General features: G+C 35.1%; 20 protein-coding genes. 2 read left to right on the forward strand and 18 right to left on the reverse strand.

Features of this window, described 5'->3' with window-relative positions:
• Window positions 1-45: 45 nt before the first annotated feature.
• The 18 genes from ACTHPI_RS04930 to ACTHPI_RS05015 all read right to left on the reverse strand — a co-directional run bounded on the left by ACTHPI_RS04930 (window position 46) and on the right by ACTHPI_RS05015 (window position 14,026).
• On the reverse strand, window positions 46-1,239 hold the full coding sequence (locus ACTHPI_RS04930; RefSeq protein WP_445353068.1) for an FtsW/RodA/SpoVE family cell cycle protein: 1,194 nt from the start codon (window positions 1,237-1,239) through the stop codon (window positions 46-48).
• Between the two features lie 22 nt (window positions 1,240-1,261).
• The gene (locus ACTHPI_RS04935) at window positions 1,262-1,489 is read right to left on the reverse strand and encodes a DUF2969 domain-containing protein (RefSeq protein ID WP_445353069.1); all 228 of its coding nucleotides are present in this window, start codon (window positions 1,487-1,489) and stop codon (window positions 1,262-1,264) included.
• Window positions 1,490-1,497: 8 nt separating this feature from the next.
• Window positions 1,498-1,791: a membrane protein insertion efficiency factor YidD gene (yidD, locus tag ACTHPI_RS04940; RefSeq protein ID WP_445353070.1), complete on the reverse strand. Its 294-nt coding sequence runs from the start codon at window positions 1,789-1,791 to the stop codon at window positions 1,498-1,500.
• 12 nt (window positions 1,792-1,803) lie between these two features.
• Complete coding sequence (locus ACTHPI_RS04945; protein WP_445353071.1) at window positions 1,804-2,793, reverse strand: rod shape-determining protein; 990 nt, start codon at window positions 2,791-2,793, stop codon at window positions 1,804-1,806.
• Window positions 2,794-2,876: 83 nt separating this feature from the next.
• Window positions 2,877-3,107: a DUF1146 family protein gene (locus ACTHPI_RS04950; protein WP_445353072.1), complete on the reverse strand. Its 231-nt coding sequence runs from the start codon at window positions 3,105-3,107 to the stop codon at window positions 2,877-2,879.
• Between the two features lie 59 nt (window positions 3,108-3,166).
• Window positions 3,167-3,601, reverse strand: a complete 435-nt coding sequence (locus ACTHPI_RS04955) for a F0F1 ATP synthase subunit epsilon (protein WP_445353073.1) — start codon at window positions 3,599-3,601, stop codon at window positions 3,167-3,169.
• 11 nt (window positions 3,602-3,612) lie between these two features.
• Entirely contained in the window at window positions 3,613-5,052 is a 1,440-nt protein-coding gene (gene atpD / locus ACTHPI_RS04960) for a F0F1 ATP synthase subunit beta (protein ID WP_445353074.1), read from the reverse strand.
• A gap of 22 nt (window positions 5,053-5,074) precedes the next feature.
• Entirely contained in the window at window positions 5,075-6,037 is a 963-nt protein-coding gene (locus ACTHPI_RS04965) for a F0F1 ATP synthase subunit gamma (RefSeq protein ID WP_445353075.1), read from the reverse strand.
• Between the two features lie 11 nt (window positions 6,038-6,048).
• Window positions 6,049-7,560: a F0F1 ATP synthase subunit alpha gene (atpA, locus tag ACTHPI_RS04970; protein WP_445353076.1), complete on the reverse strand. Its 1,512-nt coding sequence runs from the start codon at window positions 7,558-7,560 to the stop codon at window positions 6,049-6,051.
• Window positions 7,561-7,574: 14 nt separating this feature from the next.
• Window positions 7,575-8,123 carry an ATP synthase F1 subunit delta gene (gene atpH, locus ACTHPI_RS04975; RefSeq protein WP_445353077.1) on the reverse strand — a complete coding sequence of 183 codons (549 nt, stop codon included), beginning with the start codon at window positions 8,121-8,123 and terminating at the stop codon, window positions 7,575-7,577.
• On the reverse strand, window positions 8,123-8,632 hold the full coding sequence (atpF, locus tag ACTHPI_RS04980; protein ID WP_445353078.1) for a F0F1 ATP synthase subunit B: 510 nt from the start codon (window positions 8,630-8,632) through the stop codon (window positions 8,123-8,125). Before atpF ends, atpH begins: the two co-directional genes overlap by 1 nt.
• Before the next feature lie 47 nt (window positions 8,633-8,679).
• Window positions 8,680-8,904 (reverse strand): F0F1 ATP synthase subunit C, encoded by a 225-nt coding sequence (gene atpE, locus ACTHPI_RS04985; protein ID WP_144355067.1) that lies wholly within the window; start codon window positions 8,902-8,904, stop codon window positions 8,680-8,682.
• A gap of 18 nt (window positions 8,905-8,922) precedes the next feature.
• A complete protein-coding gene (atpB, locus tag ACTHPI_RS04990; protein WP_445353079.1) occupies window positions 8,923-9,636 on the reverse strand; it encodes a F0F1 ATP synthase subunit A in 714 nt (237 codons plus the stop codon).
• 122 nt (window positions 9,637-9,758) lie between these two features.
• A complete protein-coding gene (upp, locus tag ACTHPI_RS04995) occupies window positions 9,759-10,388 on the reverse strand; it encodes a uracil phosphoribosyltransferase (RefSeq protein WP_445353080.1) in 630 nt (209 codons plus the stop codon).
• Window positions 10,389-10,476: 88 nt separating this feature from the next.
• Complete coding sequence (locus tag ACTHPI_RS05000) at window positions 10,477-11,475, reverse strand: L-threonylcarbamoyladenylate synthase (RefSeq protein ID WP_445353081.1); 999 nt, start codon at window positions 11,473-11,475, stop codon at window positions 10,477-10,479.
• Window positions 11,475-12,317 carry a peptide chain release factor N(5)-glutamine methyltransferase gene (gene prmC, locus ACTHPI_RS05005; protein ID WP_445353082.1) on the reverse strand — a complete coding sequence of 281 codons (843 nt, stop codon included), beginning with the start codon at window positions 12,315-12,317 and terminating at the stop codon, window positions 11,475-11,477. Before prmC ends, ACTHPI_RS05000 begins: the two co-directional genes overlap by 1 nt.
• Window positions 12,310-13,398 (reverse strand): peptide chain release factor 1, encoded by a 1,089-nt coding sequence (gene prfA / locus ACTHPI_RS05010; RefSeq protein ID WP_445353083.1) that lies wholly within the window; start codon window positions 13,396-13,398, stop codon window positions 12,310-12,312. Before prfA ends, prmC begins: the two co-directional genes overlap by 8 nt.
• 28 nt (window positions 13,399-13,426) lie before the next feature.
• The gene (locus ACTHPI_RS05015) at window positions 13,427-14,026 is read right to left on the reverse strand and encodes a thymidine kinase (protein ID WP_445353084.1); all 600 of its coding nucleotides are present in this window, start codon (window positions 14,024-14,026) and stop codon (window positions 13,427-13,429) included.
• A gap of 144 nt (window positions 14,027-14,170) precedes the next feature.
• Between ACTHPI_RS05015 and ACTHPI_RS05020 the strand changes: the two genes are divergently transcribed.
• Window positions 14,171-15,523, forward strand: coding sequence for a MurT ligase domain-containing protein (locus tag ACTHPI_RS05020; RefSeq protein ID WP_445353085.1), 1,353 nt, complete (start codon window positions 14,171-14,173; stop codon window positions 15,521-15,523).
• A 143-nt stretch (window positions 15,524-15,666) separates the two neighbouring features.
• Window positions 15,667-16,497: a metallophosphoesterase gene (locus tag ACTHPI_RS05025; protein ID WP_445353086.1), complete on the forward strand. Its 831-nt coding sequence runs from the start codon at window positions 15,667-15,669 to the stop codon at window positions 16,495-16,497.
• Window positions 16,498-16,583 lie beyond the last annotated feature (86 nt).

The raw sequence follows: 16,583 nt of genomic DNA on the forward strand, positions 1-16,583 counted from the left end.
AACCTTCAGGTCTTATACTTTATAAGACTTGAAGGTTTTTTATTGTTAAAAATCGCCAGCTGTACTAAACATATAATCTTTATTATGAAACTTCATTGAAAGAATCATACCAATACCAATCATATTTCCAATCAAGGCAGATCCACCTTGAGAAATAAAAGGTAATGGAATACCAGTAAGTGGTAAAAGATCGATACTCATACCAATATTTTCAAATACATGGAATAAAATCATCATAATTACTCCAGTTGAAATATATGAGTAAAACGCATTTCGTGTATCAAATGCTATTTTTACCATTTGAATAATCAAATATAAATAAATCAAAATTACAGCTACACTTCCGACAAAACCAAAAGTTTCACCAATTACGGAATACACCATATCAGAACCACGAACTGGAACATAAACACTAATTTTGCCAAAACCATTACCAAAAATTTGTCCCGATCCAATTGCCTGCATGCTCTGCCATAATTGATAAGCACTGGAACCAGTATCAGTCGCCGGACTCAACCACGAATCAATTCGTGCAAATTGATAAGCTTGGAAAAAGTGACTTAAAAATGCTCTACCACCAGCAGTAACAACCATCGTAATAACTAAAGCACCTAGCACGATAACTGTTCCATACAAAGGAATAATAATCTTCCAACTTATTCCAGATACTAAAATAACTCCACCAACTATGGCAAAGAATACCAACATAGTACCGAAGTCATTTTGTAATTTTAATAAAACTGCTACCGGTGCCAGCCATGCTATAACTTTACCAATAAGTAACCAGTCAGATTTAATAGTATGACCATACTTTTCGTTATGATCTTTAACTACTCTAGCCAACATTAAAATAAAAGCTGGCTTCATAATTTCAGATGGCTGAAAAGTTAATGGTCCTAATTTAAACCAACTTTTAGCACCAGTATCTGCTGCTACGCTTCGGTTATAAAAGAACAAAACCGCTATTAATAAAACGATTCCTATTCCATAAATATATGGTGCTATCCGAAAAAGCTGTTCTGCATCGAACTGCATTACAAAAATAACAATTGCAATTGAGATTAAATACCATAATCCCTGCATGATAACAGCCCTAGTTGGAGTACCAATATGACTAGTATCATTAGTTGCTGCTACATAAATTGCATACAAACCAATAAGTGCAAGAGCAATAACTGGAAAAACGATATTCCAAGCTATTCTATCAATTAGACTTGTTTTATTTTGTACTTCTACCATTAAATAATCACTGCTTTATTATTTACTTTTCGTGTAAAGTAAAGTATGAAAGTAAGTCATTAATAGAGCTTTCTAAGCTTTTAGCAAATAATACATTGCTAGTCTTAGTAGTTGTTGCGCGATAGCGACCTTCTACTTTTTCAATTAAACCAATTGACTTCTTATTAGGAATAACAACTTCCCAGGTTGGAATGCTCTTACCCTTAAGTTCATTTACTTCAACATCGATATTAACTAATTTTTTTGACATAATTCCTCCTACTTGCTTTCCGAGTGAAATTTCTCCGCAATTATGGGATCTTCATAACGCTCAGGATGTGGATTTCGAAAAATAGTAAATTTATCAGGAACTGGATCTACTCCACCACGTACAAACGGATTGCACCGTAAAATGCGAAATAGCCCCATAATTAATCCCAAAATTGGACCATGCTTTTTTAAAGCGTCAATCATATATGTTGAACAAGTGGGATAATATCGGCAACTATCTGGCAATACTGGTGAAATAAAAGTTTGATAAACTTTAACTAAAAAAATCAAAATCTTACGCAAGTAAATTCTCCCCTAATGACGCTCGTGTTTTTCTATATTTTTAAGCAAAGTCCCAGTCCCAAGGGCAACTGCCTCTAAAGGATGATCAGCTGCTAAAACTGGAACTTGTAAATTATATGAAATGAGCTTATCTATATTCTTGAGCATTGCACCACCACCTGTTAACATGATACCACGATCAATAATATCAGCTGATAATTCTGGTGGAGTTGTTTCAAGAACTTCTTTGGCTGCTGCAACAATACTCTTCAAACCACTTTCTAAAGCGTGTTGAATTTCTGGTGCAGTAACTGTAGTTTGCTTTGGCAAGCCATCAACGACATCTCGACCTCTAACAGTAATTGAGGCATCTTCATCCGGCTCAAAAGCACTTCCGATTTCAATTTTAATTTGTTCAGCAGTTCGTGAACCAATTAATAAGTTATGCTTATTTTTAATATAAGAAATAACTGCTTGATTCATCCTATCACCTGCATAACGCAAGGATTTGCTAGTTACAATTTCACCCATTGACAAAATTGCAACATCAGTTGTACCACCACCAATATCAATAACCATATTTCCTTGAGGTTTAAAAATATCTAGCCCAGCACCTACAGCTGCAACTTTAGGTTCAAAGTCAAGATAAACCTTGCCACCACCAGATTTTTCAGCTGCCTGAATAATTGCTTTTTGTTCAATTGATGTAATGCCAGTTGGCGCACAAATTAAAATATTTGGCTTTGACATAAACCCTTTGACATTTAATTTTTGAATAAAATATGAAAGCATTGCTTCCGTAATATCAAAATCAGCAATAACACCATTTTTTAATGGACGAATAACCCTAATATTGCCAGGAGTTCTTCCTACCATTTCATAAGCTTCTGATCCAACCGCAACCACTTTATTAGTAGTTGTATTGACGGCTACGACAGAAGGTTCATTTAATACAATACCTTTTCCAGAGACATTGATAAGCACATTTGCTGTCCCTAAATCTATTCCTATATTTCGTGCCACAATAACCCTCCATGTATATTTCATCGTCCATTTTACCATAAATGACAAAAATATTCCTTTAGTATTATATACTTTAACAAGTTTTAAAAGAAATTACTCAATTGTAAGGAAGTATCGATTAAAGTAATAATAAATTGTCCTACTAAAAATCCTAATCCGATTGCTATAAATAATATTAAAATCTGCGCTTCAAAAGTATGTCCCTTGCGAACAAATTTTTCAATTCTTAAAGCTTTCATAGCTTGAAATGATAGGCCTATAGTAATTAAATAAACCATAATACTAATTACTGCATGAATACCTAACTGAACCATATATTTCTCCTTAAAAAAACGGACGCACTATAGTGCGTCCGTCTAAATATAGGCTTATATTATTTAGAATTATAAACATTAATTCTGTTAGTAGCCCTTCTAAGCGCAACCTGAGCTCTTTCAAGTGAACGTTCATCATGCTTTTCACGAGCTTCTTTAAGGTGCTTTTCAGCACGTTCTTTGGCTGCTTGAGCACGAGAAACATCAATGTTTCTAGCACGTTCTGCACTGTCAGCAATAATTGTAGCGGTATTATTAGAAAATTCCATATAACCACCATTGACAGCAATGTGATCAACTCTATTGCTCATCTCACGGCTACGCTTAACCTTAACATCACCAATTGCAAGCGGTGTTAAAATAGGCACGTGACCATACATAATTGATCGTTGACCATCAATCGCACGCATATCAATAATACTTGTACGATGAGAATAAATTAAGCCGTCAGGAGTTACAACATTTACTGTAAAAAGTTTTTCTGGATCTGCCATATGACATCACCCTACTTTTCTAGCAATGCTTTAGCTTCTGGATCATTTGGTGTAACACCCATCTCTTGTGCTTTCTTCAAAACATCAGTAATTGGTCCTACACCACGAAAGGCATCTTCTGGAAGATCATCAAGATGACCATCTAAAATAAGCTTAAAGCCTGCAATAGTGTCCTTAATTGGAACATATGAACCTGGAACACCAGTAAATTGTTCAGCAACAAAGAAGTTCTGTGATAAGAAGAATTGTACTTTACGAGCACGAGCTACGATAAGTTTTTCTTCATCAGATAATTCATCCATACCTAAAACAGAAATAATATCTTGCAATTCATGATAACGTTGCAAAACATGTTGTACACGAGTAGCAGTTTCATAGTGATCTTTTCCAACTACTTCAGGGTCAAGCGCACTTGAACTAGATTCAAGTGGGTCAACGGCTGGATAAATACCTTGCTCAACTAAACTACGTTCCAAGTTAGTAGTCGCATCAAGGTGAGCAAAAGTAGTAGCTGGAGCTGGGTCAGTATAGTCATCGGCTGGAACATAAACGGCTTGAATTGAAGTAATTGAACCCTTCTTAGTTGAAGTAATTCTTTCTTGCAATTGACCCATTTCTGTTGCTAAAGTTGGTTGATAACCAACGGCACTAGGCATACGACCAAGCAAAGCTGAAACTTCTGAACCGGCCTGAGTGAAACGGAAAATATTGTCGATGAAGAGTAACACATCTTGACCTTCAACATCTCTAAAGTATTCAGCAAGAGTCAAACCAGTTAAAGCTACACGCATTCTGGCACCAGGCGGCTCGTTCATCTGACCAAATACCATGGCAGTTTTACTTAAAACGCCTGAAGCTTTCATTTCAAAGTAAAGGTCGTTACCTTCACGAGTTCTTTCCCCAACACCGGTAAATACAGAAATACCACCGTGTTCTTGGGCAATGTTGTGAATCAACTCTTGGATTATGGTAGTCTTACCAACACCGGCACCACCAAACAAACCAACCTTACCACCACGTACATAAGGTTCAAGTAAATCAATAACCTTAATACCTGTTTCGAGAATTTCACGACTAGTAGTCAATTCATCATATTTTGGTGCTTGTTTATGGATACCTTCACGTGGATGATCCTTTGGAAATTCTGGTCCATTATCAATTGGTTGACCTAAAACGTTAAATACACGTCCTAAAGTATCTTCACCAACTGGGACAGAAATTGGACCACCAGTATCTTCGACTTTCATTCCGCGTCGAAGACCATCGGTAGATTCCATTGAGATGGTTCTAAGTACACCATCACCAAGTTCAAGTGTAACTTCAAGTGTAATTGATTCATCTTTTGACTTAATAACGTTTAATGCATTATTAATGTCAGGTAGTTCCTTGTTTAATGGAAATTTTACATCGACAACTGGGCCGACTACTTGAACGATTTCACCTACACTCAAAACATCTACCTCCTTTTTCTATCTATTCTAAGGCATTTGCACCACCGATAATTTCAGTAATTTCAGTAGTGATTTGTGCCTGTCTTGCACGGTTTAATTTAGTAGTTAAATTTGATACCAAATCTTTTGCATTATCAGTAGCACTTTGCATAGCTGTCATTGAACTAGCATGTTCAGCAGTCTTAGCATCCAAAATAGCACCATAAATAGTAGAGCGTGCATATTGTGGTAAAAGTGACGTCAATACAGTATTGATATCTGGTTTAATATCATATTCTAGTTCTTGATGTGCTTCAGCTTCTTTTACGCCAATATCTAAATCAACGATTGGAAGCATCTTTTCAACTCTAAATGCAGATGAAAGTGAGTTAACGTGATGAGTATAACAAACATATAATTCATCATATACACCGTTCATATACATCTTAATAGCAGTTGAAACAATTGGTAAAACTTCTGCAAAAGTTGGAACATCAGTAATGTTGTCATTTTCATAAACAACATTTAAATTATTCTTCTTAAAGAATTGTGCTCCAACTGAACCTACAGCTAAAATTTTAACATCTTTATTTTCAGCTTTTGCATCTTCAAATAGTCCCATCATATTTTTAATTACTGAACTATTATAAGAACCTACTAATCCACGATTACCAGTAATTACTAAATAACCCGTTGATTTGATATTCTTACGATTTTGAATTAAGTCAGATGTAATGCCTAATCCAAAAACATTAGCATAATCAAGTTTAGCAATATTTTTTTCATCAACAGTCGCATTTTCTTCACGTAAGTGATCAACTACTTGAGAACTTACGATACGCGATAATGTTTGACGAATATGATCATTGTAAACTGAATAGCCTTTATCATGTTTTTCAGTTTGGTTCAATTTAGATGCAGAAACCATTCTCATGGCCTCGGTAATTTTACCAGTTTGATTAACAGAAGCAATCTTTTTCTTCAACTCAAGTAGAGATGCAGGCATATAATTACCTCCTAATTCTTACTTGGTGAAAAACTATCATTAAATTCTTCAATAGCAGCTTGCAACTTCTTTTCGTCTGGTAATTCACCAGTTTCACGAATATGCTTAAGCAAGTCTGCATGACTACTATCAAAATTGTCGTAGATTTCTTGTTCATAACGAGCAATATCTTCGACTGGAATTGAATCAAGATAGCCGTGAGTTAATGCATAAAGAATCAACACTTGCTTTTCAACTGGAATTGGATCATGAAGTGGTTGCTTCAAAACTTCAACAGTTCTACGACCACGGTTCAATTTAGCTTGAGTAGCTTGATCCAAATCACTACCAAATTGTGCAAAACTTTCAAGTTCACGGTATGCAGCAAGGTCAGTACGTAAAGTACCTGCTACTTTCTTCATGGCCTTAATTTGTGCACTACCACCAACACGAGAAACAGAGTTACCCGCATCAATAGCTGGACGAGTTCCTGCAAAGAACAAATCACTTTGTAAGAAAATCTGTCCGTCAGTAATTGAAATAACGTTGGTTGGAATATATGCAGAAATATCTCCAGCTTCAGTTTGGATAAATGGCAATGCAGTCATTGATCCACCGCCCAACTTGTCGCTAAGCTTAGCACTACGTTCAAGTAAACGTGAGTGCAAGTAGAATACGTCACCTGGATAAGCTTCACGACCAGGCGGACGACGGAGAAGCAAGGAAAGTTCACGATAAGCAACGGCCTGCTTAGATAGGTCGTCAAATACAATTAACACATCCCTGCCATTGTACATAAATTCTTCACCCATTGCAGTACCAGCATATGGTGCAATATAAAGCATTGGTGCTGGTTCACTTGGGCCGGCTTCAACTACAATAGTGTAATCCATTGCACCGAAGCGCTTTAAAGTTTCAACTTGAGTTCTAACGGTTGATTCTTTTTGACCAATAGAAACGTAAATACAAATTACGTCTTTACCCTTTTGGTTCAAAATGGTATCAATTGCTAAACTAGTTTTACCAGTTTTACGGTCACCGATAATCAATTCACGCTGACCTTTACCAATTGGAACTAAAGCATCAATTGCTTTGATACCAGTTTGAAGTGGTTGATCAACAGATTGACGATCCATAACACCCGGAGCCTTTGTTTCAATTGGACGAGTCTTATCGGTTTTAATTTCACCTAAACCATCAACAGGTTGACCTAACGGGTTAACAACTCTACCGATTAGTGCGTCACCGACTGGTACTTCCATGATTCGACCAGTTCTTTTAACACGGTCGCCTTCTCGAATATCGTCAAAAGTACCCAAAATAATGATACCTACATCATTAGATTCTAGGTTTTGGGCGATACCGTAAGAGCCATTATCGAACTCTAACAATTCGTTAGAAAGCGCATTGTCTAATCCGTGAGCACGGGCGATACCATCACCTACGTAAGTTACAACACCAACTTCATCAATGTTGAGCTTATCGTCATAATGTTCAAGTTGTTGCTTGATCAAAGAGCTAATTTCTTCCGCTTTAATGCTCAATGGTTTCACCTCTTTTAATTTTCATCAACTAATTGCGCACGGATCTTGTCCAGCTTGGTTTTAACTGAACCATCGATCACGAGATCCTTAACTTGAAGGATCACGCCGCCTAAAATACTTGGATCAACTTGATTCTCAAGACGCACAGCCTTTAGGTTATATTTTTTAGCAAAGCTATCACCTAAACGCTTAAGTTGGTTAGCATCTAGCTTAACTGCAGTAGTTGCTTTACCAGATGCAATCGACTTTTCATTATCATAAAGGTTATTAAAGTAATCAATAATACCAATCAAATCGTTAAACCGATTATAATCAAGTAATAAATTAAGAAATGATTGAACTTCACTTGAAAAATCTTTTTCAATTTCTGTTAAAATTTTCTTTTTATCATCTTTATTGAGTACAGGATTACTTAAAACTCCAATAATCGCAGGATTTTCTTCAACTGCTTCTTTAAGAGCTTGAAGTTCCTCGTGTGCAGAGTCTAATACCTTCATATCTTGCACATAGCCAAACAATGCTACGCCATAGCGTGCAGCAATTTCTTCTCTACTTAAAGCCATTAATCATTCAGCCCCTTAATAAATTGGTCGACTAAATCTTTTTGATCTTCAGCAGATAAATTCTTAGCAATAACTTTTTCAGCAATTGCTACAGAAATGTCTGCAACTTGACCACGAGCATCATCTAAAGCTTCTGCTTTTGCCTTTTTAGCTTCAGCTTCAGCTTTTTTACGAATAGATGCAGCATCGTCATTAGCGTTAGCTACAATTTCTTTGCTAGTTTTTTGTGCATTTTCTTTTGCGTCAGAGAGAATTTGAGTTGCCTCTTGTCTTGAATTCTTAAGTGCAGCTTCTCGCTCATTGGCTAAAGTTTCAGCCTTTTTACGGTTAGCTTCAGCAGAATCCAAGTCATCAATAACTTTTTGCCGCCGCTTTTCCATCATCTCAGAGACAGGTCCCCAAGCATAATGCTTAACCAAGAGCATTAAGATGGCAAAAACAACAAGATACCAGATAGCATTACCTAGGTAAATATGATGTGAGGCTGCAAATAATGTTTGAAATGTCATTTACTGCCCTTCCCTCTTTTTATCCTAATTTATCTTTATTCTTAAAATTAAAGGAAAAGAATCAAGAAGGCAACAACGATAGCTAAAATTGGAACGGCTTCAATCAAACCAACACCAATGAACATAGTTGCTCTCAAGTTGCCGGCACTTTCAGGTTGACGAGCCATACTTTCGATGGTCTTTGAAATAACCTTACCGTTACCGAAGGATGCAGCTAAGGCTGCCAAACCAGCTGCGATTGATGCAGCGAGATATTTATAAGCTTCTGACATAAATAAACCTCCAAAAAATTATTCTTTGGTAACCTTTTTACCAATGTATACCATTGACAAAGTTACAAATACATATGCCTGGATAGAGCCAATGAAGACAGAGAACCCTTGCCAAATCATAGCCAATGGAGCTGCTAAAATCATAGTTGGTATACCAAAGCTTTGAGCTAATCTACCACCAATCAAAGTTAGCAAAACTTCACCAGCATAAATATTCCCATATAAACGAAGTGCCAATGTTAAGAAATTGGTAAACTCTTCAATCACATTGATTGGAAGCAAGAATCCAACTGGTGCAGTATAATTCTTTAAATACCCACCTACTCCAAACTTTTGTACTCCAAATGAGAAAGATAGAAGCAGAGTCATCATTGCAAATGACATTGTTACTACCGGATCAGCAGTTGGTGACTTAACAACCATAAATTCATCAACTTGGACTTCCAAAAACATACCTAATTGGTTCATAAACCAAATAAAGAGAAATAGAACAAAGGCATAAAGTGATAAATGCTTTTGTGCATCGACATCTTCAACGTTATCGCGAACGATTCCATTAGTGAAATCTAGCAAGTATTCTATTACATTTTGCTTTTTATTAGGTTTGAGTTCTACTTTGCGTGAAAGCCAAATACAAACAAATAAAACTGCTAATGCCATCAAGGTTGAACCTACAACACCTGTCATGTCAAAGTTCAAGCCTAAAAAATTGATAACAAATGACTTCTCCATTACTTCGTGACCTCCCTTCTCGTGCTGAATAAACTCGAACACGCTTATTATCTTAACACCAAAATTTGTCTTTGTGAAAATTGTAAGCGCATTTAAAATATTATTTTTTTACGAATGGGTAACTATTTAGTTCCAAATAGTCTGTCACCAGCATCTCCCAAACCTGGGAAAATGTAACCATTGTCGAGCAATTTTTCGTCTTCTGAAGCTGCGTAAATATCAACATCTGGATGTGCTTCTTGAACTGCTTTAATTCCTTCCGGAGCAGCTACTAAAACAGCAAGCTTAATGTCAGTTACGCCACGCTTTTTAAGAGCATCAATTGCCATGTTTGCACTACCACCAGTGGCAAGCATTGGGTCAACAATTAAACATTCACGTTCTGCAACATCTTGTGGCATCTTACAGAAATATTCATGAGGAATTAATGTTTCTTCATCACGATACATTCCAATAACACCAACTTTTGCAGACGGAATCATTTCTAAAACACCATTAACCATTCCCATACCCGCACGTAAAATTGGCACAATAGTCAATTTTTTGCCGGCAATTTCTTTTTGAGTAGTCTTACCAACTGGTGTTTCAATTTCAACATCTTGAAGTGGTAAATCTCGAGTGATTTCATAAGTCATCAAACCACCAATTTCACCAACAATTCTACGAAATTCGTTAGAACCCGTTTCTTTGCGACGAATAATTGTTAATTTGTGTTGAATCAATGGGTGATCCAAAACTACAAACTTTCCCATTTGTGTTTGCCTCCTGTATAAACTAAAGTAATGTCACAACTTATTTTATCAAAAAAGACAAGGGTTTAAACCCCTTGTCTTAATTTTTTTAATTAAAATGATGTCCACCCGCAGCTTTATTCAATCTATTCATATACGCAAGGCTTTCTTGACCTTGATTAAACCCTTGAACAAAAATGCGGTCAATATTATTTTTATCATCAAAATAACGCAATCCACCAAACAAATTGTGATCTGCATCAACCAAATTTTTACCTAGACTAAATTTATTTTCATCTGGTAAATCTATTTTTTCTAAAATTGAATCTAGTGCCATTACGCCCATATCTTTTTCAAAATCAATTTTTGAAAAATCATCACTATTATCTACTACAACTACTGGAGCACTTGGAGCATAATGACGGTATTTCATACCTGGTGCTTTAGGAATTTCTTTATCAGAAACTTTTCCGGTATTAATTAATACTTCTTCTCCTAAAACTTCGCTCAATTCCTCAGGAGTAATTTCACCAGGACGCAAAACAATTGGCGTATCAACTGATAAGTCAATAATTGTTGATTCAAGTCCTACACGAGTTTCGCCACCATCAATAATACCAGCGATTTTTCCTTTTAAGTCATGATATACATGCTCAGCAGTAGTAGGACTAGGCTTTGTTGAAGTGTTAGCAGAAGGACCGACAATTGGATAGCCTAACTTTTTGATTAAATCATGCGTTAATTTATGATCTGGGCAACGAAAAGCAACTGTATCTAATCCTCCAGTAACAGCATCTGGCAACGCATTAGGTTTTACATAAAGCAAAATTGTCAATGGGCCCGGCCAAAAATGCTTAATAAGTTTTTTAGCACGTTCTGGGACTTCTTTTGCATACTTTTCAATCATTTTTTCATCAGATACTGTAACGATTAACGGATTGTCGCTAGGACGGCCTTTAGCAGCATAAACTCCTTTAACAGATTTTTCATTTGTGGCAATTGCACCTAAACCATATACTGTTTCTGTTGGAAAAGCTACTAATTCTCCCTTACTAAGCAATTTTACTGCATCATCTAATTGATCTTCTGTAAAAATTTTAGTATCCATTATTTTTGCCACCTTCCGTGTACCATTCGTGGCTTACCGGCCATATCATTTCTAAACTCAATCTCAAAATCTGGCAATTCATGCGCAAAAAGGTCCGCTAACTCTTCTTTTTCACTAAAACCATACTCTAAGAAAAATTCACCGTGGCTATTTAAATGTTCACGTACTTGCTTAGCAAACCGTTTATAAAATTCAAGTCCATCTTCTCCACCAAAAAGAGCCTCTTTAGGTTCATTTTGTAGAACATTTTTGTCCATTTCAGAGGTTTCACTTTTTTTAATATATGGAGGATTAGAAATAATTTTATCAAATTTTCCTAATCCAACTAATACATTAGCCTTGCGCACTGTTGCATCAACATCATAAGTTAAAAAATTTTCTTCTGCAATTCTTAATGCACTATCAGTAATGTCAGAAGCATAGAAATTAAGATTTTTAATATTATTTTTTTCTGCTTCTTTTGCCAAAGCAACTGTAATACAGCCACTGCCAGTTCCTAAATCAAGGATAGTATCATTATCATTTAAGGTTTTAAGCGCCCATTCAACTAATTCTTCAGTCTCAAAGCGAGGAATTAAAACCCCGCGCTGAACCATAATTTTATAACCTAAAAACCAAGCGTAACCCAAAATATATTGTGGAGAAACTCCTTTAGCAAGCTTTTTAATATCTTTTTTAGCTTGTTTAATTTGCTCATCATCCAAAATCATATCTTGCTTCAATTCAAATTGACTTGGCGTTAAATCTAATCTTTCTGACAAAAGATAATCAATATCTTCTACTCTTGCATCAGAAGCAATTTCTCCAGCTAAAGTTCTAATATCTTTTAAAGTTTTAGGCATTTTGATCAGCAAGCTCCTCTAATTGCTTAGTTTGGTTGTAAAGAATAAGAGCATCAATAATTTCACCAAGCTCACCATTCATTACACGATCAAGCTTATTAATAGTTAAACCAATTCTATGATCTGTCACACGGTTTTGTGGGTAATTGTAAGTTCTAATACGTTCTGAACGGTCTCCAGTACCTACTGCGTTCTTACGCTTTTCATCGTATTGATCACGGTTTTGACTTTCATAGTAATCATAAACACGACTCTTCAAAATTTGCATTGCTTTTTCACGGTTTTGTTGTTGACTACGTTGGTCTTGCATTGCAACTACAATTCCAGTAGGTAAGTGAGTCATTCGAACAGCACTGGAAGTTTTGTTAATGTGCTGACCACCAGCACCACTTGAACGATAAACATCAACACGGATATCTTTTGGATCGATGTCAATATCAACTTGTTCATATTCAGGCATAACAGCTACTGTAGCAGTTGAAGTATGAACACGACCTTGGGACTCGGTAACTGGAACACGTTGAACACGGTGAGCTCCATTTTCATATTTTAATTTTGAATATACTTTGTCTCCGGTAATCATTAAAGCAACACGCTTATATCCGCCAACTTCAGTAGCTTCTGAATCAATAAGAGAAACTTTCCAATTTTGAGTTTCAGCATATTTTTCATACATCCTCAAAAGATCACCAGCAAACAAGGAAGCTTCATCCCCACCTGCTGCTCCTCTAATTTCCATAATGATGTCTTTATCATCGTTAGGATCTTTTGGAAGCATTAGAATTTTAATCTCATCTTCTAATTTAACAACTTCATCTTCCAATTCAGAGTTTTCTTCTTTAGCCATTTCAACTAAGTCAGAATCACTTTCACTAGAGATAATTTCTTTATTGTCTTCGATTTCTTTTTTGTCACTCTTATATTTATTATATTTTTGGACAACTTCACGCAAATCTGCTTCTTCTTTTGAAATTTCCATGTAGCGCTTAGTATCATTGATGACTTCTGGGTCAGCCATCATTTCTTGTAATTCTTCATAGTGTGCAACTAATCCTTCAAGTTGCGCCATAACTTTATCCATCTAATTACCCCTTCTGTATTAATTAAACTTATCTATTTTGACCTGGGTGAAAATAATGAAAACGGCAAACTGGATAATAACTTTCATCGCCGCCAATTTGTACTTGCTCACCTTCGTAAACAGGTACACCATTATTAATTCTCAAATTCATTGTAGCCTTATGACCGCAATAATGACAAATTGTTTTCATCTCTTCAATCTTATCAGCATAAATTAATAAGTTTTCACTGCCTTCAAAAAGATGATTTTGGAAATCATTCTTAAGTCCAAAAGCCATTACAGGAATTTTTAACTCATCTACAATTTTAGCGCATTCTAAGACATGATGCTTTTTTAAAAATTGCGCCTCATCAATTAAAACACAAGCAATCTTACCATTTCCAGCTGCCATATCTTTTTCACTATTGTTTTTTACATATTCAAAGATATTCATTTCATCACTTACTGGAGTTGCTTGTCTATGAAGACCAATTCTAGAAGCAACTGTTCCTACGCCGCTACGATTGTCAAGGCCACTTGTTAAAAGTGCAATTTTTCGTCCTTGCGCTTCATAGTTATGAGCTACTTTTAAAATTTCAATTGTTTTACCGCTGCTCATTGAACCATATCGAAAAAATAATTGCGCCATTTGATTTTCTCCCTTTGTAAAAATATCCGCTTCTTAGTATATAAGAATTTTTATTTTTGTGCAGTGGTCAGCATTAAAAATATCGTTTTATTGTATTTAATATGGTAATATTAAAACTAGTTTTAAAGTGAGGGATTATCAAAAATGAGTTTTAAATCAGGTATTGCAAAAGTTGCCGGAAAATCCTCATATTGGTTCTTGCACAATGTTTTAAAGGGCGGGACCAGTTTTCCAGGAAAACTTGCAATGAAAATCGACCCAAAGGTGTTAAATACATTAGCTAAAGATTACGAAACAATTATTGTTACTGGAACCAATGGTAAAACCATGACTACAGCCTTAATTGTTGAGGCTTTAAAGAAAAAATATGGTGATATCTTAACTAACCCTTCAGGCTCTAATATGCAGCAAGGAATCGTTACTGCCTTTTTAGCACACAAAAATAAAAAAGTTAGTCGTAAAATCGCAGTCTTAGAAGTCGATGAAGCTAACGTTAAGATGGTTACTAAATTGCTTCATCCAAGTGCATTTGTATTAACAAATATTTTTAGAGATCAAATGGACAGATATGGTGAAATTTATACTACTTATGAAAAAATCGTCAATGGTATTAAATTAGAACCTAAAGCTAAAGTTATTGCTAATGGTGACGCCAGTATTTTTTCATCTGTAAAACTACCAAATCCAAAAGTATTTTATGGCTTTAAATTACCAAATGACAAAGAAGAAAATGATTTTAAAGCGCCAGTTAATACTGATGGAGTTTTATGTCCTGTATGTGATAACGTTCTTCATTATCATGAACGAATTTATGCTAACTTAGGTGATTTCTTCTGTCCTAACTGTGGTTATCATAGACCAGAACTTACCTACACTGTCAATAAAATTATTGACCAAACTCCAAATAGTCTAAAATTCAAAATGGGACAAAAAGACTATTCAATTGGTATTGGTGGTACTTACAATATCTATAATGCTTTAGCAGCTTATTCCGTTGCTCGCGAATTTGGATTAAGTGATGAAGAAGTTGCTGAAAGTTTTGCTGAAAATAAGCGTATTTTTGGTCGTCAAGAATTAATCAAATATGCTAATAAAGATATTGATTTAATTTTAGTTAAAAATCCTGTCGGACTAGATGAAGTGCTTCATATGCTTAATACAGAACAGGATGACTATTCTTTAGTTACCCTGTTAAATGCAAACCATGCTGACGGAATTGATACTTCATGGATTTGGGATGCAGACTTTGAAGGATTAGATAAAAACAAAATCAAGAAAATTCTAGTTGGTGGACAACGCTGGCATGATATGGGATTCAGACTTGAAATTGCCGGATTTGATCCTGGAATGATGGTTACAAATCCTGATAACGACAGCTTAATTGAAGAGATTGGGAAACTGCCTACAAAGAAAGTTTATATCTTATCAACTTATACTGCTATGCTTGCTCTTAGAAAGGCAATGGCAGACAAGAAAATTATTAAAGCTGGTATGTAAAAAAAATGGTTCAAGTACAAACACTTGAACCATTTTTATTTTTTAAACGATAAAAATTGCTTAAACTTTATTAATATTTCTAAAACTTCAAAATAAACCTCTATACTAGTACTATTAATGGAGAAAGGATTTTACTTATATCAATGAAAAAGCATAAATTTTTTTCGATATTTTTAGCTTGTATTTTAATTATTTTTGGTTGCGTTTTTTATGCAGTAAAAATCGAACCTCACCGCTTAACAGTTGATCATATCTCACTTAATCAAAATAACGGAAATCGTCCATTAAAAATTGTTCAATTTTCAGATGTACATATTAAACCTAACTTTACCTATCAAGACTTAGATAAAGTAATTAAAAAAATCAATGATCAAAATCCCGACGTCGTTATCTGCAATGGAGATTTATACGATCATTATGGTCAATATAATGATGATAGTCATGTAATTGAAGAACTTAAAAAGATCAAAGCTAATTACGTTAAATTAGCTGTACTTGGAAATCATGACCGCAGTTTCGTTCCCCAATATCAAAATATCATGAATTCAAGCGGTTTTACTTTATTACAAAATCAAAATTATTATTTATCTACTAAAAATGGCTCTAAAATTTTATTTACTGGACTTGATGATGGAATTTTAGGTAGTAGCTATATACCTGCAAACGATAATACTTCACACTTAAAATATAAAATTTTACTTAGTCATGAACCTGAACAAGTTTTAAATTATACCGGCTTTGATTATGATATTGCTCTTGCTGGGCATAGTCATGGTGGTCAGATTAATCTTCCTGGCATAAATTATGAAATTCTTCGTAGAACCCACCATTCAACTAAGTATGTCAATGGAATTTACTCTCTGCCAAACTCTAATATTAAAAAAATGTACGTTAATTCAGGAATTGGTACTACTCAGCTTAATGCCCGCTTTGGTGTTGTACCCAAAATTGCAGTCTTTGATTTATACGTTTAACTCTCTAGCTTTGCTAAAGAGTTTTTCTTATCTCCTATATTTGCTCCTTTTTGCCCCAATTTTTAAAAAGCCACATTCAACCAGAG

This window comes from Lactobacillus sp. PSON (assembly GCF_052615405.1).